The sequence below is a fragment of the Ornithinimicrobium faecis genome, from assembly GCF_023923225.1.
In the GTDB taxonomy this organism is placed as follows: domain Bacteria; phylum Actinomycetota; class Actinomycetes; order Actinomycetales; family Dermatophilaceae; genus Ornithinicoccus; species Ornithinicoccus faecis.
The window spans coordinates 4112633-4139308 of record NZ_CP099489.1 but is presented as its reverse complement, the minus strand read 5'-3'; the positions used below and the strand labels follow the sequence as shown (position 1 = coordinate 4139308).

At 69.9% G+C, this 26676-nt stretch carries 22 protein-coding genes; 12 read left to right on the top strand and 10 right to left on the bottom strand.

The window, feature by feature from the left end; genetic code table 11:
• Nucleotides 1-209 precede the first annotated feature (209 nt).
• Together lhpI and NF556_RS19130 are read left to right on the top strand one after the other, a co-directional pair.
• A complete protein-coding gene (gene lhpI / locus NF556_RS19135) occupies nucleotides 210-1151 on the top strand; it encodes a bifunctional Delta(1)-pyrroline-2-carboxylate/Delta(1)-piperideine-2-carboxylate reductase (RefSeq protein WP_252592780.1) in 942 nt (313 codons plus the stop codon).
• Entirely contained in the window at nucleotides 1144-3015 is a 1872-nt protein-coding gene (locus tag NF556_RS19130; protein ID WP_252592779.1) for a helix-turn-helix domain-containing protein, read from the top strand. Before lhpI ends, NF556_RS19130 begins: the two co-directional genes overlap by 8 nt.
• A gap of 27 nt (nucleotides 3016-3042) precedes the next feature.
• On the opposite strand, the gene NF556_RS19125 is transcribed toward NF556_RS19130, so the two are convergent.
• The gene (locus NF556_RS19125; protein WP_252592778.1) at nucleotides 3043-3624 is read right to left on the bottom strand and encodes a TetR/AcrR family transcriptional regulator; all 582 of its coding nucleotides are present in this window, start codon (nucleotides 3622-3624) and stop codon (nucleotides 3043-3045) included.
• A gap of 121 nt (nucleotides 3625-3745) precedes the next feature.
• Between NF556_RS19125 and NF556_RS19120 the strand changes: the two genes are divergently transcribed.
• The gene (locus NF556_RS19120; RefSeq protein ID WP_252595869.1) at nucleotides 3746-4210 is read left to right on the top strand and encodes a hypothetical protein; all 465 of its coding nucleotides are present in this window, start codon (nucleotides 3746-3748) and stop codon (nucleotides 4208-4210) included.
• A gap of 19 nt (nucleotides 4211-4229) precedes the next feature.
• Here NF556_RS19120 and NF556_RS19115 read toward each other — a convergent pair whose 3' ends face one another.
• From NF556_RS19115 to NF556_RS19095, 5 genes are all read right to left on the bottom strand, one after another.
• Entirely contained in the window at nucleotides 4230-5279 is a 1050-nt protein-coding gene (locus NF556_RS19115) for a branched-chain amino acid ABC transporter permease (protein ID WP_252592777.1), read from the bottom strand.
• The gene (locus NF556_RS19110; RefSeq protein WP_252592776.1) at nucleotides 5276-6145 is read right to left on the bottom strand and encodes a branched-chain amino acid ABC transporter permease; all 870 of its coding nucleotides are present in this window, start codon (nucleotides 6143-6145) and stop codon (nucleotides 5276-5278) included. Before NF556_RS19110 ends, NF556_RS19115 begins: the two co-directional genes overlap by 4 nt.
• Before the next feature lie 81 nt (nucleotides 6146-6226).
• Complete coding sequence (locus tag NF556_RS19105; protein ID WP_252592775.1) at nucleotides 6227-7477, bottom strand: ABC transporter substrate-binding protein; 1251 nt, start codon at nucleotides 7475-7477, stop codon at nucleotides 6227-6229.
• Between the two features lie 84 nt (nucleotides 7478-7561).
• Nucleotides 7562-8257 (bottom strand): ABC transporter ATP-binding protein, encoded by a 696-nt coding sequence (locus tag NF556_RS19100; RefSeq protein ID WP_252592774.1) that lies wholly within the window; start codon nucleotides 8255-8257, stop codon nucleotides 7562-7564.
• Nucleotides 8250-9053 (bottom strand): ABC transporter ATP-binding protein, encoded by an 804-nt coding sequence (locus NF556_RS19095; protein WP_252592773.1) that lies wholly within the window; start codon nucleotides 9051-9053, stop codon nucleotides 8250-8252. The genes NF556_RS19100 and NF556_RS19095 overlap by 8 nt, the downstream gene beginning before the upstream one ends.
• Nucleotides 9054-9238: 185 nt before the next feature.
• Between NF556_RS19095 and NF556_RS19090 the strand changes: the two genes are divergently transcribed.
• On the top strand, nucleotides 9239-9976 hold the full coding sequence (locus NF556_RS19090) for a 3-hydroxybutyrate dehydrogenase (RefSeq protein WP_252592772.1): 738 nt from the start codon (nucleotides 9239-9241) through the stop codon (nucleotides 9974-9976).
• Between the two features lie 215 nt (nucleotides 9977-10191).
• Here NF556_RS19090 and NF556_RS19085 read toward each other — a convergent pair whose 3' ends face one another.
• The gene (locus NF556_RS19085; protein WP_252592771.1) at nucleotides 10192-10368 is read right to left on the bottom strand and encodes a hypothetical protein; all 177 of its coding nucleotides are present in this window, start codon (nucleotides 10366-10368) and stop codon (nucleotides 10192-10194) included.
• 268 nt (nucleotides 10369-10636) lie between these two features.
• Between NF556_RS19085 and NF556_RS19080 the strand changes: the two genes are divergently transcribed.
• Nucleotides 10637-11074 carry a VOC family protein gene (locus tag NF556_RS19080; RefSeq protein WP_252592770.1) on the top strand — a complete coding sequence of 146 codons (438 nt, stop codon included), beginning with the start codon at nucleotides 10637-10639 and terminating at the stop codon, nucleotides 11072-11074.
• A gap of 120 nt (nucleotides 11075-11194) precedes the next feature.
• On the opposite strand, the gene purL is transcribed toward NF556_RS19080, so the two are convergent.
• From purL to purD, 3 genes are all read right to left on the bottom strand, one after another.
• Complete coding sequence (gene purL / locus NF556_RS19075) at nucleotides 11195-15148, bottom strand: phosphoribosylformylglycinamidine synthase (protein ID WP_252592769.1); 3954 nt, start codon at nucleotides 15146-15148, stop codon at nucleotides 11195-11197.
• Between the two features lie 20 nt (nucleotides 15149-15168).
• The gene (locus NF556_RS19070) at nucleotides 15169-16107 is read right to left on the bottom strand and encodes a phosphoribosylaminoimidazolesuccinocarboxamide synthase (protein ID WP_252595868.1); all 939 of its coding nucleotides are present in this window, start codon (nucleotides 16105-16107) and stop codon (nucleotides 15169-15171) included.
• Between the two features lie 181 nt (nucleotides 16108-16288).
• A complete protein-coding gene (gene purD / locus NF556_RS19065; protein WP_252592768.1) occupies nucleotides 16289-17566 on the bottom strand; it encodes a phosphoribosylamine--glycine ligase in 1278 nt (425 codons plus the stop codon).
• A gap of 449 nt (nucleotides 17567-18015) precedes the next feature.
• On the opposite strand from purD, the gene NF556_RS19060 reads away from it, so the two are divergent.
• The 7 genes from NF556_RS19060 to NF556_RS19030 all read left to right on the top strand — a co-directional run bounded on the left by NF556_RS19060 (nucleotide 18016) and on the right by NF556_RS19030 (nucleotide 26673).
• Nucleotides 18016-19014, top strand: a complete 999-nt coding sequence (locus tag NF556_RS19060) for a helix-turn-helix transcriptional regulator (protein WP_252592767.1) — start codon at nucleotides 18016-18018, stop codon at nucleotides 19012-19014.
• Between the two features lie 115 nt (nucleotides 19015-19129).
• Nucleotides 19130-21364 carry a HelD family protein gene (locus NF556_RS19055; RefSeq protein WP_252592766.1) on the top strand — a complete coding sequence of 745 codons (2235 nt, stop codon included), beginning with the start codon at nucleotides 19130-19132 and terminating at the stop codon, nucleotides 21362-21364.
• A gap of 87 nt (nucleotides 21365-21451) precedes the next feature.
• The gene (locus NF556_RS19050; RefSeq protein WP_252592765.1) at nucleotides 21452-23770 is read left to right on the top strand and encodes a DNA polymerase III subunit gamma and tau; all 2319 of its coding nucleotides are present in this window, start codon (nucleotides 21452-21454) and stop codon (nucleotides 23768-23770) included.
• A gap of 28 nt (nucleotides 23771-23798) precedes the next feature.
• Nucleotides 23799-24473 carry a lysophospholipid acyltransferase family protein gene (locus NF556_RS19045; protein ID WP_252592764.1) on the top strand — a complete coding sequence of 225 codons (675 nt, stop codon included), beginning with the start codon at nucleotides 23799-23801 and terminating at the stop codon, nucleotides 24471-24473.
• Nucleotides 24470-25192: an HAD family hydrolase gene (locus NF556_RS19040; RefSeq protein WP_252592763.1), complete on the top strand. Its 723-nt coding sequence runs from the start codon at nucleotides 24470-24472 to the stop codon at nucleotides 25190-25192. The genes NF556_RS19045 and NF556_RS19040 overlap by 4 nt, the downstream gene beginning before the upstream one ends.
• Before the next feature lie 259 nt (nucleotides 25193-25451).
• Nucleotides 25452-26051: a recombination mediator RecR gene (gene recR / locus NF556_RS19035; RefSeq protein WP_252592762.1), complete on the top strand. Its 600-nt coding sequence runs from the start codon at nucleotides 25452-25454 to the stop codon at nucleotides 26049-26051.
• A 31-nt stretch (nucleotides 26052-26082) separates the two neighbouring features.
• On the top strand, nucleotides 26083-26673 hold the full coding sequence (locus tag NF556_RS19030; protein ID WP_252592761.1) for a DUF5063 domain-containing protein: 591 nt from the start codon (nucleotides 26083-26085) through the stop codon (nucleotides 26671-26673).
• Nucleotides 26674-26676 lie beyond the last annotated feature (3 nt).

The following is a 26676-nucleotide window of genomic DNA, read 5'->3' as shown; positions in this document are numbered from 1 at the left end:
GCGTGGGCGCCTGATTCAGCTCGCCACCGAGCGCACCGGCGACGAGAGTTGCAGCCGCGACGGCACGCCACCATGCGCTCGGTGGGTTGGGATCTCGGGTCCCCATGCGCTCGGTGGGTTGGGATCTCGGGTCCCCATGCGCTCGGTGGGTTGGGATCTCGGGTCCCCACGCGCTCGGTCGTAAGGGTGGGGGGTGGTTAGGTGGGGTGGTGGAGTTTCTTGACGCTGCGGCGGTCCGCCGGATCCTCGACCCAGGGGCGCTGGTGGAGGCCCTGCGCGCAGCGTTTGCCGAGCCGGAGGCCGCCGTGGTCCCGGAGCGCGAGCACTACCCGATCGATGAGGCGCTCGAGGCGACGCTGCTGGTGATGCCGGCGTGGCAGCGCGGCCGCTGGCTCGGCGTCAAGGTGGTCGGTCACTATCCGCAGAACCGAGGGCAGGGACTGCCCGGGCTGTTTGGCTCCTACCTCCTCTCCAGCGCCACCACCGGCCAACCCGTGGCCGTGCTCGACGGCACCGAGCTCACCCGCTGGCGGACCGCCGCCGCCAGCGCGCTCGCCGCGGACCTGCTGGCTCCCCGCGAGGTGGGCGAGCACCTGCTGATCGGCGCCGGTAACGTTGCCGCGGCCATCCCCGCCTGTTATCGCGCTGTGCGGGACGTCGGCCTGACCCGGGTCTGGAGCCGAACCCCCTCGGGTGCAACGGAACTGGTCTCTCGTCTGCGCGACGAGGGAGTCAACGCCGAGGTGGCCCCCGACCTGCGTGCCGCCGTGCGCAGCGCCGATGTGATCACCGCGGCCACCTCCGCGACCAGCCCGCTGGTGCTGGCGCAGGACGTGCAGCCCGGCACCCACGTGGACCTGATCGGCGCCTTCACTCCCGCGATGGTCGAGGCCGACGCGGCCCTGATCACCTCGGCCAGCCTGTTCGTCGACGTGCGCGAGGCGCTCCACGAGGCCGGCGACCTGACCGGCCCCCTGGGCGACGGCATACTGCAGGAAACTGATGTCCTCGCGACCCTGACCGACCTGGTCAACGGGACCCACGCCGGTCGCTCCGGCAATGATGAGGTGACCGTCTTCAAGTCGGTGGGCACGGCGCTGGAGGACCTGGTCGCTGCGGGCCTGGTCTGGGAGGCGCACACCGGTGCCTGAGCCGAGCCTGGCGGAGCAGTTCCTCGCGCTGCTGGCCGATGACCGGCCGCTCGCGGACTATGAGGAGTTGCGCCGCTCGACAGTGGAGACCGAGGGTGACGCGGCCGACCGGGCCCACGCGCTCGCCCTGCGGGCCCGCGGGCTGCGTGAGCAGGACCGGCGCCGTGAGGCCGAGCTGACTGCCCTGTTCGACACCGTGGCCGACCTGGCCGCGCTCAAGGACCTCGACGACGTCCTCGAGGCGATCGTGCGCCGGGCCCGCACGCTGCTGGCCTGCGACGTCTCCTATCTCTCGCTCAATGACGACGACGAGGGGGCGACCACGATGCGGGTCACCGAGGGGATCCACAGTGAGGAGTTCCGGCAGGTCCGGCTCGGTTTCGGCGAGGGGCTGGGTGGTCTGGTCGCACAGACGGCGCGGCCCTATATGACCCCGGACTATTTCGCGGACGAGCGGTTCAACCACACCAGGACCATCGACTCGGCGGTGGGCAGCGAGGAGCTGCGGGCCATCCTCGGTGTCCCACTTCTGTTGGGGCGCACGGTGATCGGGGTGCTGTATGCCGCGAATCACGAGGTGCGTCCGTTCAGCCGGGCCGATGTGGACCTGCTGAGCAGCTTTGCAGGGCACGCCGCCATCGCGCTGGACAACACCCGCCGCATCAAGGAGACGCAGGCAGCGCTGGCGGACCTGAAGGAGACCAGCGACCTGCTGCGACACAACGTGGAGGGCGTGCAGCTGGCCAGCGTGGCCCACGAGCGGCTCACCGGTGTCGTGCTGCAGGGCGGATCACTGGACGACCTCGCCCACGAGTTGCACCAGGTGCTGCAGGAGCCGGTCCACGTGATCGACGCGCGAGGTGCCACCCTGGCCACCAGCGCGCCCGACGAGCCACCGGCCGAGCACGAGCTCGAGCTGGTCACGGCTGCCTTCCAGGACACCGGGACCCACGTGCTGGGCGGCGTCAGCATCGCACCGGTCTTTGCCGGCGGCACGCCCCTGGCGGCAGTGCTGACCCGCAGCGAGGTCGATGACGTCGCCCGTCGGATCCTCGAGCGGGCCGCGACGACCGCGGCCCTGATCATGGTCATCCAGCGCAGCCTCTCGGAGGCACAGACGCGGCGTCGCGGAGACCTGCTCGTCGACCTGCTCGTCGGCAGCTCTGGTGCGGGCTCGCTGACCGCGCGAGCCAGCCTGCTGGGTGCGGACCTGGCCCAGCCGCATGCGGTGCTCGTCCTCGACGGGGCCGACCACCAGCTCCGGCAGCGGGTGGTGGACCTGGCGACCAACCACAACGGGCTCAGCGCCGACGTGGGGGAGCGCCTCGTCCTGGTGCTGCCGGAGGAGCAGCCCCTCGAGGTCGGGCAGCGCCTGGTGCGCACGGGTGGCACCGGCACCGTGCCGGTCGGACGCGCTGTTCCCACGGTGGGGGTCGCCGGTCCGGTGACGGGCGTGGACGGGGTGCGCACGGCATACGAGGAGGCTGCCCGCTGCCTGGACGCACTGCTGGCCCTCGGCCGCCGAGGGGATGTCGCCGATGCCGCGGCCCTGGGGTTCGTCGGGCTGCTGATGGGGCGGCATGACCCGGACGAGCACGTGCAGGCTCGGTTGGGTCCGCTGCTCGACTATGACCGACAGCGCGGCACCGTGCTCCTGCAGACTCTGGAGACGTGGCTGGCCGAGGACCGGCACCTGTCCCGGACCGGTGAGCGGCTGCACGTCCACCCCAACACGGTCACCCAGCGGCTCGACCGGATCGGCCGGCTGCTGGGCGACGGGTGGCAGAGCCCCGAGAACATCCTCGAGCTCGGTCTCGCGCTGCGGCTGCGCAGTGTGCTGCCCGCTCCTGCCCCGGAGGACTAGCAACCCACCGTCGCGGGCCCGCCTGCGTCAGCGCACCACCATGGCCGCGATCAGGTCGCGGAGCTGCTCGAGAGCGTCCGGCACGCTCGGTCCCGAGTCGGGCGCGAGCAGGGCCAGGCACAGCCCGTCGAGGTGCGTCAGCAAGACGGCGGCGTGACGCGCCATGTCGAGGTGGCGCAGCTCTCCCTGATCACCGAGCACCTCCAGCCACGCCACGACGCGCTGCCGCCCCAGCTCGGTGAGGCTGATGAGGGCCCGCGCGCCCTGCTCCGTGCGATCCGGGCCCAGGGCGGCGGTGTACATCGCGAGCCAGTTGAGGAGCTGGGCGATCTCGTCGTCACTGGGTGGCAGGAACTGGGCCAGGCACTCGAGCAGCCGGTCTGCCGCCGGGACGTGCGTGTCGGCGATCCGCAGGTCGTCCAGCTGCGCGTTGAAAGAGTCGGACACCACCGCGTCGAACAGCGCCTGCTGGGTGGGGAAGTAGTGCCGCAGCGTGCTGGCCCCGATGCCCGCGCGCGCTGCCGTCGTGCGCACGCTCAGCGCACCCAGGCCCTCCTGCGCGATCACGGCCTGGGCTGCCTGCACGATCTGGTGCCTGCGGTCGACCACTGAGCTGTCCCCTCTCTGGTGTCAGACAAGCACTCTGGCATGACCCAGGATCTCTGACGTGACAGCCACGCTAGCACGCTGTGCTAGCACGGTGTGCTAGCGTGGGGTGATGTTGGATTCACTGATTCAGGGACTGCAGGACTTCACGGCATCGCTGCCCGAGTGGCTGCAGTGGGCGGGGATCGTGGCGGCCGGGGCGATCCCGTTCATCGAGTCCTACCTCGGATCAGTCATCGGGGTCCTGGCCGGTCTGCCGCTGCCGGTCGCCATCACCATGGCGATCCTCGGCAACGTGATCACGATGCTCCTGGTGGTGCTCGGCGCTGACGCCGTGCGGTCACGGGTCGCCCGCGACAAGCCAGAGTCAGCACGCCGGCGCAAACTGCGGGAGCGGTTCGACCGCTTTGGCGTGGCCGGGGTGAGCCTGCTGGGCCAGACGATCCTGCCCAGCCAGATCACCTCGGGCGCCATGGTCTCCTTCGGTGCCTCACGCAACACCGTCATCGTGTGGCAGGTGATCTCCATCGTCCTGTGGGGGCTCGCCTTCGGTCTGCTCGCCCACTACGGCGTCCCGCTGATCACCTAACCAGCGGGACACCGAGGAGCTAGAGGCCCTGCTCGCTGTCGGCGGCACCGATGTCGTCGGACTCCGGTTTCAGCCCGCGGCGTCGGGCGATCAGGTTGGTGACCGTGCCCCAGATGCCGCTGCGGAACAGCATGACCACGATGATGAACACCGCTCCGGTGATGATGCCGATGCCCTCGAAGCCCGAGGACGCGAGCTGGTCCTCCAGCGTGACGATCACGCCGGCGCCGATGATTGCGCCCCACAGGGTGCCGATGCCGCCGAGGACGGTGATCAGCACGACCTTGCCCGAGGTCTGCCAGGAGACCTCCTGCAGCGAGACGAAGCCGTGGCTGATCGCGAACAGGCCACCGGCCAGCCCGGCCAGCCCCGCCGAGATCACGAACACCATGACCCGATAGCGCTCGACGTCGTAGCCCAGGGCGCGGGCCCGGGCGGGGTTGTCGCGCGTGGCGACCAGCACCCGGCCGAACGGCGAGTGCACCACGCGCCAGGCGAACCACATGCCGGCCAGGATCAGCGGCAGGGCGGCGTAGTAGAAGTAGAACGGCTCGGTCTCGACCAGCTCGATGCCGAAAAAGTTGCGGGGGACACCCTGCACGCCGTTCTCACCACCGGTCAGGTCGCGCCACTGGTTGACCACAAAGAACAGCATCTGTGCGAAGGCCAGCGTGACCATCGCGAAGTAGATGCCGCTGCGCTTGACCGACAGCAGGCCGATCGGCAGGGCCAGGAGCATCGCGAAGATCGCCCCGGCGAGCACCGCGATGGGGAACGGGACGCCCGTGTGGAGCGCCACCAGACCCGCCACATAGGCCGACCCACCCCAGAAGGCGGCGTGACCGAACGACAGCAGTCCGGCATACCCGAGCAGCAGGTCGAGGGCCACGGCGAACAGGGCCCAGGCGGCGATGTCCATCGCGACCGGGGGATAGACAAACCAGGGCAGGGACAGGGCCAGGACCAGGCCGACGGCCAGCAGGACCCAGCGGGCCGGCGAGCGGCGACTCAGGCGCGAGGGGGTTGTCTGGTCCGCCGCGGTCCCGGTGGTGTCGGTTGCGGTGCTCACGCGTTCTCCTCCCGTCCGAACAGGCCGGCGGGTCGGATCAGGATGACCAGGGCCATGAGGACGAAGATGACGATCTGGGACAGCTGCGGTGCATACGCCTGGCCGTAGGCCTCGACGAGCCCGACCAGGAAGCCGGCCACGACGGCACCCACGATCGAGCCGAGGCCGCCGATGACGACCACGGCAAACAGGATGATGATGAAGCTGGAGCCCATGTCGGCGGTGATCGCCCGGAAGGGTGCTGCCAGCACTCCGGCCAGTCCCGCCAGGGCGATGCCGAAGCCGAAGACCGGGGTGACCCATGCCTTGACGTTGACGCCCAGGGCGCGGGTCAGGTCGGACTTCTCGGTGGAGGCCCGCACGATCATGCCGATGCGGGTGCGGGTCATCAGCAGCCAGACCAGGCCGCAGATCACCAGCGAGAAGATGAAGACGAAGACCTGATAGGTCGGCAGGTGGATGCTGCCCAGGCTCAGCTGGCCGGACAGGATCTCTGGTCGGGTGTAGGGCAGGCCGGACACGCCATACTGCCGCTTGATCAGGTCCACCAGCAGCAGCGACAACCCGAAGGTCAGCAGGAAGTTGTAGAGCGGATCGAGCTCGGTCAGGCGGCTGACGAAGAGCCGCTCGATGATCACACCGAACAGGAACAGCAGGATCGGCACGACGATCAGCGCGGGCCAGAAGGACAGGCCGATCAGGTCCTGGAGGACCGCAGCCACGATCGCGCCCAGCATGTAGCAGGCGCCGTGCGCGAAGTTCACGACGCCCAGGACGCCGAAGATGATGGCCAGCCCCAGCGCTGCCAGGGCATAGAAACTCCCAGCGGCCAGGCCCTGGACCGTGTAGAGCAGGAATGCGTTCATGCCTCTCCTTCAGGCGGTTGGGCCGGGTGCCCGTTCAACGGGGAGGGCACCCGGCCCGGTGCGGCGGTGCGGCGTGTCAGGTCAGCCGAGGTCGCAGGTGGATTCCTCGAGGGGCATGAAGGCGTCCTCTGCCGGGATGGTGCTGACGATCTCCTCGTAGTCCCAGTCCTCCTCGACGTCCTCGGGGGCCTTGACCTTGGCGAGGTAGACGTCGTGGATGACGCGGTGGTCCTCGGCGCGGATCGTGCCGTTCTTGAGGAAGACGTCGTTGATCTCCTTGCCCTCGAAGTTGCCCACGATGGTGTCGGCGTCGTCGGTGCCCTCCTCCTGCACGGCCTCGAGATACTGCAGCGCCGCGGAGTAGTTCGCGGCGTGCGCGAAGCTCGGGCGGGTGTCGGTCTCCTCCAGGAAGCGGTCGGCCCAGGCGCGGTTCTCGTCGTCGGCGTTCCAGTACCAGGCCTCGGCGAAGTTGACGCCGGAGAACGCCTCGACACCGAGGGAGTGGATGTCGGTGATGAACATCAGGCCCACGGCCAGCTGGATGCCCTGGTCGGCATAGCCGCCCTCGTTGAACTGCTTGACCAGGTTGATCAGGTCACCACCGGCCTGCATGGCGCCGATCACGTTCGGCTCCGCGGTGGCGGCCTTGGTCAGGAAGGTGCTGAAGTTGTCATTCGGGAAGGGCGTGGCGATGTGTTCGCCGATGGTGCCGCCAGCCTCCTCGATGGCCGCGGTGAAGGACTTGTCCATGTCCTGGCCGAAGGCGTAGTCGGGGTAGATGATTTGCCAGTCCGTGCCGCCGTTCTCGGTGACGGTCTTGCCGGTGACGTTGGCCAGTTGGTAGGTGTCGTAGGCCCAGTGGAAGGTGTAGCTGTTGCAGCTGTCGTTGGTCAGCTCGGTCGTGCCGGCACCGATGTTGACGTAGAGCTTCTTCTTGGCAGCGGCCTGGGTGGCGACGGCCAGGGCGGCCGAGGAGGTCGGCACGTCCAGGATGATGTCGGCGTTCTCCCGGTCGTAGAGCTCCTGCGCCTTGGTGTTGGCCACGTCCGGCTTGTTCTGGTGGTCCGCGGTGGTGACCTCGATCTCGGTGGCGACCGCGTCGTCACCGTACTTCTCCTGGTAGTCCGCCACGGCCATCTCCACGGCCTTGACCGAGTTGGGGCCGGACAGGTCCTTGTAGACGCCACTCTGGTCGTTGAGGACGGCGAGGACAACCTTGCCGTCGGTGAGCTCGCCCTCTTCGCCGCCGCCGGGGCCGGCGTTGCCGCAGGCCGACAGGATCAGGGCGCTTGCTGAGACGACCGCGGTCGCTGCGAGAAGTTTGCTGGTCATGGGTGTTCTCTCCTTTGAGGTGGTTCCTGGGCTGGTGTGTGTCGTGGGGGCCAGGCAGGGGTATGCCGAATGGCTGGGTGAGTCCTACATGCCGAGGTAGGTGAGGAGCTCGTCCTGGCGTTCCTTGAACTCGGTGTTGTCGAGGTTGGTGGCCACCGACCCCTCGGCGAGGACGTAGTGGCGGTCGGCCACGGTCGAGGCGAACTTCACGTTCTGCTCGACCAGCAGCACCGTGGTGCCCGCCTCCTTGACGCGCAGCAGGATGTCGCGGATCTGCTGGACGATCACGGGGGCCAGGCCCTCGCTGGGCTCGTCGAGCAGCAGCAACCGGGCGCCGGTGCGCAGGACGCGGGCGAGGGCAAGCATCTGCTGCTCACCGCCGGAGAGCGTGGTCCCGGGCGCGCGCCGCCGGTCGGCCAGCACCGGGAAGGCGTCGTAGACCTCCTGCAAGCTCCACGCCGAGTCCGGGTGGGTCACCATCGGGAGGGTGAGGTTCTCCTCCACGTTGAGGGAGGCGTAGATCCCGCGGTCGTCCTGCACCCAGCCCAGCCCCAGCCGCGCCCGCTTGTGCGTCGCGACGCCGGTGATCTCGGTGCCGTTGAGGGTGATGCTGCCCTTCACGCCGCGGTGCAGCCCGATGATGGTGCGCAGCAGGGTGGTCTTGCCAGCACCGTTGCGGCCCACCAGCGTGACCACCTCGCCCTCGCCGACGCTCAGGTCGATCCCGTGGAGGGCCTGGGCCTCGCCATAGAAGGCCTGGAGGTTGCGGATCTCAAGCATGGCTCTCCTCACCGAGGTAGGCATTGATCACACGCTCGTCGGAGCGGACCTGCTCGTAGGTGCCCTGAGCCAGCACCTCGCCGGCCATCAGCACGCTCACGTGGTGGGCCAGGCTGCCGACGACGTGCATGTTGTGGTCGACGAAGACGACGGTGCGGCCGGTCGAGATGTGTTTGACGAGCTCGATCGTGCGGTCGACGTCCTCACGGCCCATGCCAGCGGTGGGCTCGTCCAGCAGCAGCACCTGCGGGTCCAGCGAGATGACCAGTGCCATCTCCAGGGCGCGCTTTTGCCCGTAGGCCAGCTCGCCAGCCGGCCGGTCGGCCAGTGCGGAGAGACCGACCTCGCGGATCAACTCGTCGGCGCGCTCGCGGAACTGCAGCAGCCTCTTGTCCGAGCGCCAGAAGTTCAGGCCGCCGCCGGCCATGCCCTGCAGCCCCAGCTCGACGTGCTCACGGGGCGTCAGGTTGTCGAACAGGCTGGTGATCTGGAAGGACCGGGCCACGCCCTCGTGCGCGATCTGCTCGGGCTCCTTGCCGGTGATGTCCTTGCCGTGGACCGTGATCGTGCCCGCGGTTGGCTTGAGATAGCCGGTCAGCAGGTTGAACAGGGTCGTCTTGCCAGCGCCGTTGGGGCCGACCAGGGCGTGGATCTGACCCTCGACGACGTCGAGGGTCACGTTGTTGACGGCACGGAAACCCCGGAAGTCCTTGGTGAGGCCCTGGGCCGAGAGGGCCACGGTGGGTCCCGTGGCGGGCCCCGGCGCGGCGGTGGTGTCGTGCTCTGCGGCGTTCATGGCTCCACAACCTAGGGTCCGAAATGGTCGGGTCCCATGTGGTGTCACAACATAAATCTCAGGCAACACATGGTCCGCACGCACATGGACGTGATGCGGCCGGCCCACGGAGGATGCGGCGTGACGGATCGTGCGCCCAGGTGTGCCGCGTCCGAAACAAGCCGGTGATGACGAGGAGCGAGCGGATGACAGTGCGGACGGTGTTGGTCACCGGTGGCGCCAGCGGGATCGGTGAGGCGATCGCCCGCCGCAGCGCCCGGGACGGCCACCGGGTCATCGTGGCTGACTACGACAAGGTCGGTGCTGACCGGGTCGCTGCCGAGATCGGTGGCGAGGCCTGGCATGCGGACCTGTCGGACACTGAGGCGTTGGTCGAGCTGAGTCTGGAGTGCGACGTGTTGGTCAACAACGCCGGCATCCAGCGCGTCGCACCGATCGAGGAGTTCGCCCCAGAGGACTTCCGGCTCATCCACCGGCTGATGCTCGAGGCGCCCTTCCTGCTCGTGCGGGCCGCCCTGCCGCACATGTATGACCGCGGCTGGGGGCGCATCATCAACATCTCCTCGGCCCACGGGCTGCGCGCCTCAGCCTTCAAGGTGGCCTATGTCTCCGCCAAGCACGGGCTGGAGGGGCTGTCCAAGGTGACGGCCCTGGAGGGGGCGCGCAGGGGCGTCACGTCCAACTGCATCAACCCCGGCTATGTTCGGACCCCGTTGGTGGAGAAGCAGATTGCTGACCAGGCCGCGACGCACGGAGTGCCCGAGGAGGAGGTCATCGAGAAGATCATGTTGACCCGCTCGGCGATCAAGCGGATGTGCGAGCCGGACGAGGTTGCCGCGCTCGCTGCCTTTCTGATGTCCGACGACGCCGGCATGGTGACCGGCACCTCACACGCGATGGACGGTGGCTGGACCGCCCAATAACGACCGAGCGCGCCGTGTGGTGCTCCTGGAGCCGACCGAGCGCGTGGTGTGGTGCTCCTGGAGCCGACCGGGCGCGTGGTGTGGTGCTCCTGGGGCCGACCGGGCGCGTGGTGTGGTGCTCCTGGGGCCGACCGGGCGCGTGGTGTTGTGCTCCTGGGGCCGACCGGGCGCGTGGTGTTGTGCTCCTGGGGCCTACCGAGCGCACGGGGTGGCGCTCACCTCCTGATGGTGCCAGCGGTGCCGGACGCTCGACGTCCGGCACGCACGTGGGCGTGGCCGCGACGAGGCGCCCTGTCGTCGTGGGTCAGCCACAACGGACCCACCGCGAGCACGGTCATCAGGAGGATCCCGGCGAGGATCGCGAGGTCACTGAACAGCTGGTTGATATCCATGACTCCAGCCTGGCCAACTCGACTCGAGAACGGATCGGTCTGCGGTCGCGACCTGGTCGGTGCCGGGTCATCCCCAGGGTGGGCCGCCACCCACCGCCGGTCTGACCAGGCCGCGTCCGCACCCTCGTGTTGAAGCCCCCCGTGACCGTGCACACCGACCGGCAATGTGACACTCTCCCGCCACGGGTGCCTCGCTGACCTGCACTGATGCTCAGCCCGCCGCGACTTTGCCTGTTGGTGTGGACGGCTAATGGTTAGCGTGGAGGACATGAGCCAACTGCGTGTGCGACCCAAGCTTGTTGTCGACGGTGCTGACCGCGCCATCGCGTTCTATCAGGAAGTGCTTGGAGCCCAACCGGGGAGCCGATACACCATGGGCGAGGTCGTGGTCTTCGCCGAGTTGACGCTGCCCAGCGGGGATGTCCTGCAGGTCAAGGACCCCGACGATGTCGACCCCAGCCCGGATGCGGGTGGCACCGGCGTGATCATCGACGTGCTCTGCGACGACCCAGACAAGGTCGTGCAGTCAGCCGTCGAGCGCGGAGCCGAGGTGGTCTTCCCGGTGGCGGATCAACCCTATGGCTCCCGGCAGGGGCGGATCCGCGACCCGTTCGGGCATCAGTGGATAGTGGGCACCGCAGTGTCCCAGACCGACGCCGAGGTGCAGGAGGCGCTCGACCGGTGGGCTGCCGAGGGTGCCCAGTAGGTCGCGACCTCAGGCGGCGACGCGCTCGGTCGAGCTGTGGGCCCGGATCTCGCGCGCTCGGTCGAGCTGTGAACCGTGATCTCGTGCGCTCGGTCGGGGAAGGGTTCGGGGCGGGGGGCCTCAGTCCACCCAGACGCGGGCGTTGCGGAACATCCGCAGCCAGGGGCTCTCCTCGTGCAGCGGGCCGGGGGTCCACGACATCTGCGCGTTGCGCTGCACCCGCTCGGGGTGCGGCATCATCGCGGTGAACCGGCCGTCCGGGGTGGTCACGGCGGTCAGACCGCCGGCTGAGCCGTTCGGGTTGGCGGGGTAGGCCTCGGTGGGCCGGCCGTGGTTGTCGACATAGCGCGCCGCAGCCAGGACAGTGGCCTCATCACCATGGGCCGAGAAGTTGGCCCGGCCCTCGCCGTGAGCAACAGCGATCGGGATCCGCGAGCCTGCCATGCCGGCGAAGAAGATCGACGGGCTGTCCAGGACCTCGACGAGGCTGAGCCGGGCCTCATACTGCTCGCTGGCGTTGCGGGTGAACCGCGGCCACGCGTCAGCGCCGGGGATGAGCCCAGCCAGGGCAGCGAACATCTGGCAGCCGTTGCAGATGCCCAGGGCAAAAGTGTCCGACCGGGCAAAGAAGGACCCGAACGACTCGGTCAGCGCCTCGTTGAACAGCACCGAGCGTGCCCAGCCCTCACCGGCTCCGAGCGTGTCGCCGTAGGAGAAGCCACCGCACGCCACGAGCCCGACAGCATCGGCCAGGTCGAAGCGCCCACTCTGCAGATCGGTCATGTGGACGTCGAAGGTGTCGAACCCGGCACGATCGAAGGCGAAGGCCGTCTCCAGGTGACTGTTGACCCCCTGCTCGCGCAGGATCGCGACGGCGGGCCGCGCACCCAGGTTGAGATAGGGCGCGGTGATGTCCTCGGTCGCATCGAAGGTCGTCTCCAGGTGCAGGCCAGGGTCGTCGTCGCTGCCGAAGGCCGCGTGCTCCTGGTCGGCGCACTCCGGGTTGTCGCGCAACGCGCTGATCCGCCAGGAGGCCTCGTCCCAGGCCTGCGCCAGGTCCCGCAGCGACTCGTCGATCTCCACGCCACCACCGCGGACGCGCACCCGACGCTCGGTCGTGGCCCCGCCGACGTGGTGGGTCAGGTCGCCCAGCCCGTGGTCGGCGAGCACCTGCCGGGCCTGCTCCACCGACTCAGCGGGCACCCCCAGCACGACCCCCAGCTCCTCCGTGAACAGCGCGGCCACGCCATCCTCACCGGGCAGCGTGACGTCGAGGCCCACGGCCCCGGCAAAGGCCATCTCGCACAGGGTCGCCCACAGGCCACCGTCGGAGCGGTCGTGGTATGCCGAGAGCAGGCCCTGCGCGCGCAGTGCAGTGAGCGCGTCGGCCAGGGCGAGCAGGCGGGCCGGGTCATCGAGGTCGGGCACCGTGCCGCCAAACTCGCCGCGCACCTGCGCCAGCATTGAGCCGCCGAGTCGGTTGCGGCCCTCGCCCAGGTCGACCAGCAGCAGAGCCGAGTCGGCGGGCAACTGCGGGGTGAGCGTCCCGGCCACGTCGGGCAGGGCAGCGAACGCGGTGACGACCAGAGAAACCGGCGAGATCACCTGCCGCGCAACACCATCCGCAGTCCAGGTCGTCCGCATTGACAGGGAGTCCTTGCCGACCGGCACGGAGATGCCCAGCGCGGGGCAGAGCCCCATGGCCACCGCGTGGACCGTGTCATAGAGGGCAGCGTCCTCGCCGTCCTCGCCGGCGGCGGCCATCCAGTTGCAGGACAGCTTCACGCCGCTGAGCGTCACGGGCGCGGCGAGCAGGTTGGTCAGCGCCTCACCGACCGCCATCCGTCCCGAGGCCGGGCCGTCCACCGCGGCGAGCGGGGTGCGCTCGCCGCTGGCCATCGCCTGACCGGCCGTCCCGACCAGGTCGGACAGGGTGACGGCGACGTCGGCGACCGGCACCTGCCAGGGGCCGACCAGCTGGTCGCGGTGGCTCAGCCCACCGACCGTCCGGTCACCGATGGTGATCAGGAAGCGCTTGGAGGCCACGCTCGGGTGCCGCAGGACGGCGTATGCCGAGTCGCGCACTGCGGACCCCTCCAGTCCGGCGCGGTCCAGGTCGGGCGCGGAGCGGTGCACGCGCCGCGCGTCGCGGGTCATCTTCGGAGGCTTGCCCAGCAGGACCTCCATCGGCATGTCGACGGCCTGCGCGGCGACGGCCTTCACTCCAGCATCCGGCGCCTCTGCCTCAGCGGTCCCCGGGTCACCCAGGACCAACTGGGGGTCGGCCTGCGCAACCCCCACCACGGCATACGGGCACCTCTCGCGCTCGCAGAGCGTCGCAAACTCGGTGAGTGAGTCGGGGGCGATGGCCAGGACATAGCGCTCCTGGCTCTCGTTGGACCAGATCTCCTTGGGAGCCAGGCCGGACTCCTCCAGCGGCACCGCGGACAGGTCGAAACGGGCGCCCAGGCCGGCGTCGTCGACGAGCTCGGGGAAGGCGTTGCTCAGGCCGCCAGCGCCCACGTCGTGGATCGCGAGGACCGGGTTGTCGGCCCCGAGCGAGGCACAGTGGTTGATGACCTCCTGCGCGCGACGCTCCATCTCGGGGTTGCCGCGCTGGACGGAGTCGAAGTCGAGCTCGGCGGCGTTGACACCGGAGGCCATCGAGCTGGCCGCCCCGCCGCCCATGCCGATGCGCATGCCGGGTCCGCCGATCTGCACGAGCAGTGTGCCGGGCTCGAAGCGGATCTTCTCGGTCTGGGAGGCGCTGATCGAGCCGAGACCGCCGGCGCTCATGATCGGCTTGTGATAGCCGCGGCGCACCCCGTCGACGGTCTGCTCATAGACGCGGAAGAAGCCTCCGAGGGCGGGGCGCCCGAACTCGTTGTTGAAGGCGGCCGCGCCGATCGGGCCCTCCAACATGATGTCCAGGGGCGAGGCGAGGTGGTCGGGTGCGCCGTAGAGGTCGGCCTCCCACGGCTCGTTCGTGCCCGGCAGGTGCAGGTTGGACACAACGAAGCCGCTCAGCCCGGCCTTGGGTGCCGAACCCCGCCCGGTCGCGCCCTCGTCGCGGATCTCGCCCCCGGCGCCGGTGGCGGCGCCCGCGAACGGCGAGATCGCGGTGGGGTGGTTGTGGGTCTCCACCTTCATCAGCACGTGGACCTCGTCCTCGTATGCCGAGTAGCGGCGGGCCGAGTCGAGGTCACCGGTCGGCAGCCAGCGGGTGATGGGGCCGCCCTCCATGACCGAGGCGTTGTCCTTGTAGGCCACGACCGTGCCTTGCCCGGCAACCTGCTCGGTGTGCCGGATCATGCCAAACAGGGTGTGCTCCTGCGGCTGCCCGTCGATGATGAAGTCGGCGTTGAAGATCTTGTGGCGGCAGTGCTCGGAGTTGGCCTGGGCAAACATCGTGAGCTCGACGTCGGTGGGGTTGCGCCCGATCTGGGTGAAGGCGTCAACGAGATAGTCGATCTCGTCGGTCGCAAGGGCCAGGCCCCACGTGGTGTCCGCCTCCACGAGCGCCGCGCGTCCCCGGCCGAGCACGTCGACGAGCTCCATCGGGGCGGCCTCGCGCTCGGCGAACAGCGCGGCGGCGCCCTCGTGACTCGGCAGCGCCGTCTCGGTCATCCGGTCGTGCAGCAGGTCCGCACAGGCGACCCACTCGTCCTCCGTCAGCGGCTCCGGCCCGTCGAGGGTGAGGGTGTGACCCACGGCCCGCTCGACCCGGTGGATGGCGATCCCACAGTTGTGCACGATGTCGGTGGCCTTGCTGGCCCACGGCGAGATGGTGCCCAGTCGTGGGGTGACCACGACCGTCGCCTGGCCTGGGGCGGGCTCACCGGCGTCGTGGTCAGCGGGCTCGTGCGGGTCGCCATAGGTGAGCAACCGCCCGAGGGTCTCGGTCTGCTGGGCATCGAGCGGGGTCTCGGAGGCGACCCAGTGCTCATAGTGCGCGCTCACCCCGGTCACGCGGGGCGCCACCGCCTGCAGTCGACGGAGCAGGGCGCGGGCCCGAAAGTCGGAGAGCGCGGAGCCACCGGTGAAGGTGGTCAACGCAGAGTCGTGGGCGGCCATCAGCAGGGTCTCCTCGGACGTTACAGCGGGGTGGGGGCGGCGAAGATCTGCCCCGTCAGGGCCTCGTAGGCCTCGACGTAGCGAGCGCGGGTCAGGTCAATGACGTCCTCGGGCAGCGGTGGGGGAGCCTCCCCGGAGTTGCGGTCCCAACCACTCGCGTCCGAGAGCAGCCAGTCGCGCAGCACCTGCTTGTCATAGGAGGTCTGTGTCGAGCCCGGTTGCCACTGCGAGGCCCGCCAGAAGCGGCTGCTGTCGGGCGTCAGCACCTCGTCGGCGAGGACCACCTCAATCGCGTCGGGATCCACTGTGGTCCAGTCGATCTCGTCATCCGGTCCCACACCGAGGGAGACGGGGTCAACGCCATACTCCACCTTGGTGTCGGCGATCAGGATGCCGCGCTCCGCGGCGATCGCGTTGCCTCGCTCGAGTATGCCGAGGGTCAGGTCCCGCACCCGGCTCGCCAGGGCGGGGCCCAGCTCATCCTCGACGTCCTCGAAAGACATCGGCTCGTCGTGCTCGCCGGCCGGGGCCTTGGTGCTCGGGGTGAAGATCGGCTCGGGCAGTCGCGACCCGTCCTCGAGACCCTGCGGCAGGGTGACGCCGCTGACCGTGCCGCTCGCGCGGTATTCGTTCAGGCCGCCGCCGGTCAGGTAGGCGCGGGCAATGCACTCCACCGGCAGCATGCGCAACCGGCGCACGGTGATGGCCCGGCCAGCGACCCGCTCGGGGACGCCGGTGTCCAGGACGTGGTTGGGGATCAGGTCGGCCAACTGGTCGAACCACCAGAGCGAGAGCTGGGTCAGGACCGCGCCCTTGTCCGGGATGGGGCTGTCGATGACGTGGTCGAAGGCGGAGATCCGGTCGGACGCGACCAGCAGCAGCCGGGACTCATCGACCAGCCCGGTCTCGGGCGAGATGGGGGCGAACAGCTCGCGGACCTTGCCGGAATAGACCGGCATGAACCCGGGGAGCTCGCCGGGCAGCCCGGCTGTGGTCTCTGGCTCGTTCACGGCCTCACCCTTTTTCGTAGAGGTTTCGTACGGTCCCCCCGCATTTTCGTAGAGGTTTCGTACGCTTCCCCCGCAACTTCGTAGAGGTTTCGTACGCTCCCCACGCCATTTCGTAGAGGTTTCGCTCGCCTCACGTCAGGACCGTCCCCTCCGCGGCGCGCTGGGCGATGTCGGTGCGGTGCTGTCCGCCGACCAGATCGATCGCGGCGACACCCGCATAGGCATGCTCGCGGGCGGTCGTCAGATCGGGGCCGGTCCCGACGACGGACAGGACGCGCCCGCCCGAGGCGACAACGCCCTCCGGGGTGTCGGCGGTGCCGGCGTGCAGCACCTGCACGTGCTCCAGGGCTCCACACTCCTCGAGCCCGGAGATGGCGGCGCCAACCACCGGGGTCTGGGGATAGCCCTCGCAGGCGAGCACCACGGTGACGGCTGCCAGGTCGTGCCAGGACAGCTCCGGCAACTCGGCGAGTCGTCCGTGCGCGGCAGCGTCCAGCAGTTGGGCCAGGGGCGTGCGCAGTCGGGCCAGGACGACCTGGGTCTCGGGGTCACCGAAGCGTGCGTTGAACTCGACGACGCGCAGGCCGCGCGAGGTCAGCGCCAGACCGACATACAACACGCCCGCGAACGGCGTGCCGCGTCGGCGCATCTCGTCGATGGTGGGTTGGGCGATGCGCTCCAGGACCTCCTCGACCAGCCCATCGGGCGCCCAGGGGAGGGGACTGTAGGCGCCCATCCCGCCGGTGTTGGGGCCGGTGTCCAGATCGCCGATGCGCTTGAAGTCCTGGGCCGGTGCCAGGGCGCGGACCTCGGTGCCGTCGCTGATGCAGAACAGCGAGATCTCCGGACCGTCGAGGAACTCCTCGATGACGACTCGCCCATCGTCCTTGGCCAGGCAGGCGAGGCCGTGGGCCAGTGCCTCGTCGTGGTCATCGGTGACGACCACGCCCTTGCCGGCCGCCAGGCCGTCGTCCTTGACGACAAACGGAGAGCCGGTGGCCTGCAGGGCTGCCACGACCTCGTCCTCGGACGTGCAGACGTGCGCCAGAGCCGTCGGCACACCAGCGGCGGCCATGACCTCCTTGGCGAAGGCCTTGCTCCCCTCGAGGGCGGCCGCTGCTGCGGACGGGCCGAAACAGGCGATGCCACGAGCGCGAACGGCGTCGGCGACACCGGCCACGAGCGGGGCCTCCGGCCCGACGATGACGAGGTCAGCGCCCACGTCCTCGGCGAGCTTGGACATGGCGGCCGGATCGGTGACCGGTCCGCAGTCGGGGAGGCACTGGGCCACCAGGTTGATCCCGGGGTTGCCGGGGGCGGCGAGCACGGCGTCGACGGTCGGGTCGGCGGCCAGCGCGCGGACGATGGCGTGCTCGCGCGCGCCGGAGCCAATGACGAGAACCCTCACGGGACGACACTAAGCCAGGGGCGCCCCAGGCAGAACTCGGACCTCCGGCCACTACGGGCCCGGCTGAGCCTCGACCGGCGCGGCGAACCGGCGCGGCTGCTCTCTGCGGCCAACGAGCCCCGGCCACGAGTGACGTACGAGATCCTGACAAAAGGTGTTCTGGGGCGTACGAAACCTCTACCAAAATTGGGGGGAGACAGGGGCGTGGCCCACCTGGGAGGCAGGGGGGGTCTTCTCCCAGGTGGGCCACGCGGTGGGGCGGGGTCGGACTGTCTCGGGGGGATAACAGTCGACTCACACGGTCCCCACTCCGGCTAGGCCGGTTGCACCACAATGACACGACCGCTGACAGATGTCACGCCCAGATGTGGCGGTTTATAGTCAATGGCGGTGATCCGACATGATGGTGAGCGAGCCACGGCGGCGCCGACAACGCAGGGAGGCTCCGCATGCCCAGACTGGACGATCTGGCCGATCCGCAGTTCGAGGACTATCTCTCCTCGCTCTATCTGACGATGCTGCGGATCGGTCGCCCGACCCGGGAGGCCCTCGTCGACTCGGGGCTGCATCCGGAGGACGTGGACCGCGCGGCGGCCTTCCTGGTTGGCCGTCAGCTCATCACGCCCATCGGCCCGGGGGTGTGGGACATCCTGCCGCCCGAGACGGCGATGCCGCGGCTGGCCGCGTCCCTCGAGGCCCGGGCGCGCTCCACCCGCAACACGGCGTCCGAGCTCGGGGCGCTTTGGCGGCAGGCCCGGACCACACCGGATGAGCCCGCCTTCGTGGGGGTGGAGATGTTGCGCTCGGTCGAGCAGGTCGTGCTGGCGGCCCACTCCCTGTCCGCCACGGCTCAGGAGCGGCTGCGCTATTTCATGGACGACTCGCCCGCCTCCAGGAGGCTGCTGCAGGAGGAGGACCCCTCAGCGGTCGTCCAACCCTCGGTGCCGCCGTCGGCCATGAGCATGGTGGTGGACGTCGCCCTGTTCAATCACGAGGGAGTGCTCCCGCGACTCGAGGCGATGGCCAACTCCGGTCAGCGGATCCTGGTGGGGGACGGCCTGCCGTTTGGCGGGCTGGTGGTGGATGACAAGTCCGCCCTGGTCGATCTGTCCCGGCACGACCCCCGGGCTGACGGCTCGTTCGTCGTACGGCGTCGGGCGGCGGTCGCCGCGGTTGGCGCACTGTTCGACGTGGCCTTTGAGCTGTCCACACCGATGGCACCGACGCTGGCACGGGTGTCCGGCGAGTCCGACGAGGCACCGCTCGAGGCGCGCGATCGCCGCATCCTGAGCCTGCTCGCCGCCGGGGCCACGGACCAGCAGATTGCCAGGAGCGTGGGGGTCTCCAAGCGCACGGTGGAGCGTCGGGTCGCTGCCATCATGCAGACCCTCAGCGCGGGCACCAGGTTCCAGGCCGGAGTCCAGGCCGCCCGCCGCGACTGGATCTGAGAGAGCGGGCCGATCGAGGACACCTGTTGTTCACCTGGGGACCGGTAGGCTAGTCCGACCCATTGGCGGAGCAGCATCCGTGACCAGGCCGTCGGGTGGAGGGGATGGACCGAAGGTGACTGAAGCGACCGAGGATGATGTCGCGCGTGAGATCGCCGTGGAGCAGGCCCACGTGGACCGCGTCTACACCGAGCTCGCCAAGGCGGTCGACCGCGCCCAGTTGGTGCATGCCGAGGGCATGGCGCGGGGTCAGACCGACCGGCGCGGCACCGGCGACCCCCGCGAGGAGGAGATGGCAGGGCTGTTCGAGCGTGACGCCCTGGTCTTCTCCGCCTCGCGCCGCACGGCCTCCCTCCAGCACCAGCACGAGGGGCTGGTCTTCGGCCGGCTCGACCTCGATCACGGGGGCCAGCAGCAGGGGCAGGAGCCGGACCGCGAGGTGCGTTATGTCGGCCGCCTCGGCGTGCGCGACGACGACTACGAGCCGCTGGTGATCGACTGGCGCGCGCCAGCTGCCGCCCCCTTCTATCGCGCCACGCCGGTTGACCCCCAGGGTGTCCTGAGGCGCCGCGTGCTGCGCTGTCAGGGAGAGCTGGTCATCGGCATCGAGGACGACCTGATGGTCACCGAGGCGCCCGACGACCTGGTCGTGGTGGGTGACGGTGCCCTGATCGCGGCCCTGACCCGCTCGCGTGGCCAGCGGATGCGCGACATCGTCGCCACCATCCAGCAGCACCAGGACGAGGCGATCCGCGCCGCTGCCCGTGGCGTCACCGAGATCACCGGTGGCCCGGGGACCGGCAAGACCGTGGTCGCCCTGCACCGCGCGGCCTACCTGCTGTATGCCGATCGTCGCCGTTTCGAGTCCGGCGGAGTTCTGGTGGTGGGCCCGTCCGCGGCGTACACCGCCTATATCGAGCGGGTGCTGCCCGGACTGGGCGAGGACTCGGTCGTGCTGCGCTCGGTCGGTGACCTGGTCGGCGGCATCACGGCAACCCGCAACGATCCGCCGGAGGCCGCCGCGATCAAGGGCAGTCTCGCCATCCGTCAGGTGCTGAGTCGTCTTGCGCGCGAACCGATCCCGGACGCACCAGACCTCCTGCGCGTCTTCGTTGCCGGCCAGGCGATCCGGCTGGAGGCGCCTGCCCTGGCACGCGTGCGCCGGTCGGTGTTGCGCCATCACCACCGCAACAGCTCCTTCGACGCCGCGCTCCGGGAGCTCGCCGAGGCTGCCTGGGCGCAGGTGCACGAGGGTGAGAAGGACGAGTTCCTGGACAAGTTCGAGGACTCGACAGACGTCGAGGCGTTCGCCCGCCAGTGGTGGCGCCCGGTCGACTCCCGCGAGGTGCTGCTCTGGCTGGCCGACCCTGACACAGCCCGCCGGCTCGCCGGTGACCTGATCGGGGAGGCGAGCGCCGGCATACTCGCGTCTTCACTGCAGACCGCCCTGGAGGCGGGCACCTGGAGCGTGGCCGACGTGGCCCTCGTCGACGACCTGGCCGCCCGGCTGGGTCAGATGGTGGACCTGCCCTCCGAGGAACGCGGCTTCTATGAGATCGAGGAGCTGGAGGACGCCTCGCAATACGGCACCTCTGCCCTGCGCGTGGGGCTGGACCGCGACGAGCCGATCGCCTCGGCCCCGTCCGGGGACGGCTCCGGACAGCGCATCTCCACCGACCCCCGCCAACGCCTGCTGTCCGGGCGGGTGACCGGGGCCGACGAATACGCCCACGTGCTGGTCGACGAGGCGCAGGACCTCTCGCCGATGCAGTGGCGGATGCTGGGCCGCCGCGGCCGCTGGGCCTCCTGGACCGTGGTCGGTGACGCGGCACAGAGCTCCTGGCCCGACATGGAGGAGTCGCTGGCTGCCCGCGAGGAGGCGTTCGGCAGCTCGGTGCGCCGCTCCTTCCACATGACCACCAACTACCGCAACGCCCGCGAGATCTTTGAGTATGCCGAGGTGTTGATCCGTCAGTACGTCCCCGACGCGGACATCCCGGATGCTGTGCGCGACACCGGGGTTGAGCCGGTGGAGGTTGCGGTGCCGGCCGACGGTGCCGCCGTCGCGGCGGCCACCGGTGAGGCGCTGGAGCGCCTCGCCGACGAGGTCGCCGGCTCGATCGCGGTCATCGCCCCGCAGCGCTGGTGGTCCGACCTGGGCGAGGTGACCGGGCGCCATGACGGACGCGTGGTGTTGATCGACCCGCTGTCCTCCAAGGGCCTGGAGTGGGATGCGACCGTGGTCGTGGACCCCGAGGCGATCATCGCGGAGTCCCCGGGTGGCCCCCGGGTGCTCTATGTCGTGCTCACGCGGGCCGCGCACCGGATGACGGTGCTGCAGGTCGGGTGAGCCTGTGGAGGGCCCAGTGGTGAGCCCAGTGGAGAGCCCTGTGGGTGAGCGTCGGGCGATGACGGTCTCGGCGGTTAGGGTCGCTGTGTGAGCACCGCCCTGTATCGCCGCTATCGACCGGAGACCTTCGCCGACGTCATCGGGCAGGAGCACGTCACCGATCCGCTGATGCAGGCGCTGCGGTCTGGTCGGGTCAACCACGCGTATCTGTTCAGCGGGCCACGCGGCTGTGGCAAGACCACCAGCGCGCGCATCCTGGCGCGCTGCCTCAACTGCGAGCAGGGGCCGACCCCCGAGCCGTGCGGTGAGTGCGAGTCCTGCGTGGCCCTGGCGCGCGGCGGTCCCGGGTCGGTGGACGTGATCGAGATCGACGCGGCCAGCCATGGCGGCGTCGACGACGCCCGAGACCTGCGGGAGCGGGCGGCCTTCGGCCCGGCCCAGTCGCGTTACAAGGTCTACATCATCGACGAGGCGCACATGGTGACCTCGCACGGCTTCAATGCGCTGCTCAAGGTGGTCGAGGAGCCGCCGGAGCACGTGAAGTTCATCTTCGCCACGACCGAGCCCGACAAGGTGCTCTCCACGATCCGCTCGCGCACCCACCACTATCCCTTCCACCTGGTCCCGCCACAACGGCTCACCGGCTATCTGGAGGAGCTCTGCGCGGCCGAGGGTGTCCAGCTCGAGCCCGGTGTGTTGTCCTTTGTGACCCGGGCCGGTGGCGGCTCGGTGCGTGACTCGCTGTCGGTCCTCGACCAGCTGATCTCCGGGGCGGACGACCGCGGGCTGACCTATGACGGTGCTGCGGCGCTGCTCGGCTTCACCGACGTCGAGCTGCTCGACTCGGTCGTCGACGCCGTCGGTGCGCAGGATGCTGCCGCGGTCTTCCGGCAGGTCGATCGGGTCATGGAGTCCGGGCACGACCCGCGCCGCTTCGTCGAGGACCTGCTGGAGCGTTACCGCGACCTGATCGTCGTGGCCGCCGTCGGCGAGCGGGCCGGTGGCCTGTTGCGCGGGATGCCCGAGGACCAGGTCGAGCGACTGCGCCAGCAGGCCTCGCTGTATGGCCCGAGCACCCTGACCCGTTGTGCCGATGTCGTCTCCCGGGGGCTGTCGGAGATGACCGGCGCGGTCTCCTATCGCCTGCACCTGGAGTTGATCTGTGCCCGCCTCCTCCTGCCGGCGGCGGCAGGCGAGGACGGGTATGCCGCACGCCTGGACCGCATCGAGCGTCGCCTCGCCGCGGGGCCGGGTGGGGCACCGGCCCAGCAGCCTTCCCGTGCAACTGCGCCGCAGGCTCCCGCGCGCCCGCCCGAGCCGGAGCCCCAGGCGCAGCAGCCCGAGCCGCAGTCCAGGCCCGAGATGCCGTCCAGGCCTGAGCCGCAGCCGCAGCCACAGCAGCAGCCTCAGCCACAGTCAGAGCCTCGTCCGGAGACTGCGGTCGAGCAGGTCCAGCCTCCCGTCGAGGAGCCGCAGCCCCCCGCCGAGTTCAGCCCGCCCGCGCCTGCTGTGCCGGAGCAGCCCGCCGTGCCGGTGACGCAGACCCAGGCGCCGGTCGAGCCACCGCAGCCCGAGGAGACTCCTGCTCCTGGCAGCGCTCCCGGTTCGTTGGACACCGAGGCGGTGCGCCGTTCGTGGCCCGAGATCCTCGACAAGGTCAAGGAGATCCGCCGGGTCACCTGGACCCTGGTCTCGGTCAACAGCACGGTCCTGGACTATGACGGTCGCCGGGTGCTGCTGGGGTTGAGCAGCGCGGGCCTGGCCACGACGTTCAACCAGGGCGTGCACGCCGAGGTCGTCCGCCAGGGGCTGATTGACGCGATCGGGCTCGATGCCCGCGTGGAGGGGACGGCGTCGCCGCAGGGCGGTGGCGGTCCCGGGGGCGGGTCCCCAGCGTCTGGCGGGGGCAACTACGGCGGCGGGCAGGGGAGTGGGCCAACCCCGGGAGGGCCTTCCCGTGGAAACGACCCCGCTCCTGTGCAGGCAGGTCCGGGGGCACCCTCCGGGCCTGGCCCGCAGGCGGCCTCGCCGCGGGAGCCCAGTGCCGCGGAGCAGCTCGGCGTCGCTGGTGTGGCGTCGTCCGCTCCATCCCGTGCAGCATCCGCAGGAGCGCCCCCGGCCCAGGAGTGGGCCGAGTCCGCGCGTGAGGCACCCCCGGCGTGGGTGACCGAGGCGCCCGTCGAGGCACCTGCGCCCGCGCCCACGTCTCCCGAGCCCTCGCGAACGGCCCCCAACCCGGTGCCACCGGCCCCCGAGCCGGCCCCGGAGCCGGTGCGCCGGCCCGGGGGCGACGTGCCCCGCGAGGACGACGAGGACCTGGAGAGCTCCGGTGCTGTCGGCCTGCCGGTGATCGAGAGCGTCCTCGGCGGTACCGTGATCTCCGTCGACGACGACCCGACTCACTGACCAAGTCGGCTGGACTGCTGGAGGCCTGATGCTCTATCGCGCACTACGTGTCGTCGTTCGGCCGACCGTGCTGGCCATCTGGCGTCCTGACGTCGTCGGTGCCGACAATGTGCCCGCGGAGGGTCCGGTCATCCTGGCCAGCAACCACCTGTCGTTCGCTGACAGTGTCGTCATCCCGCTGACCGCGCCGCGGCAGGTCGCCTTCCTCGCCAAGGACGACTACTGGACGGGCACCGGCGTCAAGGGCCTGATCAATCGCAGCTTCTTCACCGCCATCGGCAGCATCCCGGTCAATCGGGATGATCCCCGTGCTGCGCAGAACTCACTCGACCTGGCGCTGGAGCACCTGCGAGGTGATGGCGCGTTCGGGATCTATCCCGAGGGCACCCGCTCGCGCGATGGTCTGCTCTATCGTGGGCGCACGGGCGTGGCCTGGCTGGCGCTGACGGCTGGGTGCCCTGTGGTGCCGGTCGCGCTCACCGGCACGGACCAGTTGCAGCCCGTCGGGTCGCCGTTGCCCAAGCGGGTCAAGTTCCGGGTCGAGTTTGGCGCTCCCATCGACTTCACGGGTCGCTTTGACGACGTGCCCGCGGGGCGGGCCCGGCGCGAGGCCACCGACGAGATCATGACGGCGATCCAGGCGATGTCGGGCCAGGAGCCCGCCGGCCGATACAACGAGCGCAAGCCCGAGCTCCCGGCATGACCGAGACGCGTCGCTCGACCGACGCGAGCCGCGTGTCCCCAAGTGACGCGAGCCGCGTGTCCCCAGGTCCTGCAGGTCGAGAGCCCAGGCACCCCGTGGTCCTGTTCGACTTTGACGGCACCCTGGCCGACACCATCCCGCTGATCGTGGCCTCCTTCCAGCACACCGTGCGCGACGTGCTGGGTGAGCAGGTCAGCGAGACCGAGGCGCGGTCGTGGATCGGCCGCACCCTGGTGGACACCTTCGGTGAGCGCTATCCCGATCACGCAGAGCACCTGGTCGAGACCTATCGCACCTGGAACCTCACCCACCACGACGAACTCATCCGCGCCGTTGACGGTGTCCCCGAGTTGCTCGACGCCCTCGTGGCCAGCGGCTCGCGGGTGGGTGTCGTGTCCTCCAAGGGGGAGCACACGGTCCGGCGCGGCCTGGAGGCCGTCGGTCTGCGTCACGACTTCGCTGTCCTGATCGGGCTGGAGGCCACCGAGCTGCACAAGCCCCATCCTGATCCGTTGCTGCACGCGGCGGAGGCGCTCTCGGTCGACCCGTCTGCCTGCGCCTATGTCGGGGACGCGGTGGTCGACATCCGTGCAGCCCAGGCTGCCGGGATGCGGGCGGTCGGGGTCACCTGGGGAGCCGGGACCGCCGATGAGTTGCGCGCCGCCGGCCCCGATGCGGTGACCAACACCGCTGGTGAGTTGCTCGGCATACTGACCTGAGGGGTGCGGCAGACACGGGTTGCTCCCCGCGCACTGACAGCGCACAACGGTTCTTGGAGCCTGTCGCGACGCGCTGTCAGAACGCGGAGGTGCTCTCAGTGCTCCTTGGGAGGTGGTTCCGCGCGGGGGTGGTTCCGCAAGATCCGGTTCCGCGGCGGTGGGAGGTGACGTGTGGAGGGCGCGAGGAGGAGGTGACGGGGCGGGCAGGACGGGTGCGCCTGCCTGGATTGTCAGCCGCAGCGCCTAGAGTCAGGTCACTGTGTATGAAGGTGTGGTCCAAGACCTGATCGATGAGCTCGGCCGGCTTCCCGGCATCGGGCCAAAGAGCGCGCAACGCATCGCCTTTCACCTGCTGGCGGCGGACCCCGACGACGTCACCCGACTCGTCGCGGCGCTGACCGAGGTGAAGGACAAGGTGCGCTTCTGCGAGCTGTGCGGCAACGTCGCGGAGGCCGAGCGCTGCCGGATCTGCGCCGACCCGCGCCGCGACCAGAGCCTGATCTGTGTGGTCGAGGAGCCCAAGGATGTCGTGGCGATCGAGCGCACCCGCGAGTTCCGCGGGCTCTATCACGTGCTGGGCGGCGCGATCAGCCCGATCGACGGCATCGGCCCGAACGACCTGCGCATCCGCGAGCTCATGACGCGGCTGGCGAGCAGCACGGTGACCGAGGTGATCATCGCGACCGACCCCAACCTGGAGGGCGAGGCGACCGCGACCTATCTCGCGCGCATGCTGGGCACCCTGGGTCTGCGCGTCAGTCGGTTGGCCTCGGGCCTGCCGGTCGGCGGCGACCTGGAGTATGCCGATGAGGTCACCCTGGGCAGGGCCTTCGAAGGGCGTAGGCTGATCGAAGCATGACCCGCTGAGAGCGCATCAAGGGGAGAGCGTCATGAGTGAGTCGATCGATCGCGAGCTGACTGGGCTTGCCGCAGAGACTGCCCGCGAGGCAGGGACCTTCCTGGTCGCACTGCAGGAGCTGGCCTCCGGCGGCAGGCCCGACACAGCCCTGCCCCTGCTGCTGCTCGCCACGACCCAGTTGCAGGCCACCGGAGCACGGCTGGGTGCCATGGTTGACGTGGTGCCGCACGAGCAGTTCGAGGCTGACACAGGTCCCGAGGCCAACATCGAGGGGGTGCGTCACGGGCTGCACGACCTGCTCGCTGGGGTGGATGACTACGTCGAGGTCGAGGACCCCGTGGTCTCGGGCGAGGTCGTGCACGGCCTGATCTCCGACGACCTGACCCAGGTGGCCTCCGACCTGACCCACGGCCTGCACCACTGGGAGGCCGGCCGCCACCAGGAGGCCCTGTGGTGGTGGCAGTTCAGCTATCTGTCGACCTGGGGTGAGCGGTTGGTGGCCGCGATCCGGGCGCTGCACAGCCTGCTGGCCCACGCGCGCCTGGACGCGGACGAGGAGACCGTCATGGAGGCCGAGATGGCAGCACTCCACGCCGAGCCTGCCGAGGTCCCTCGCCCCTGACCA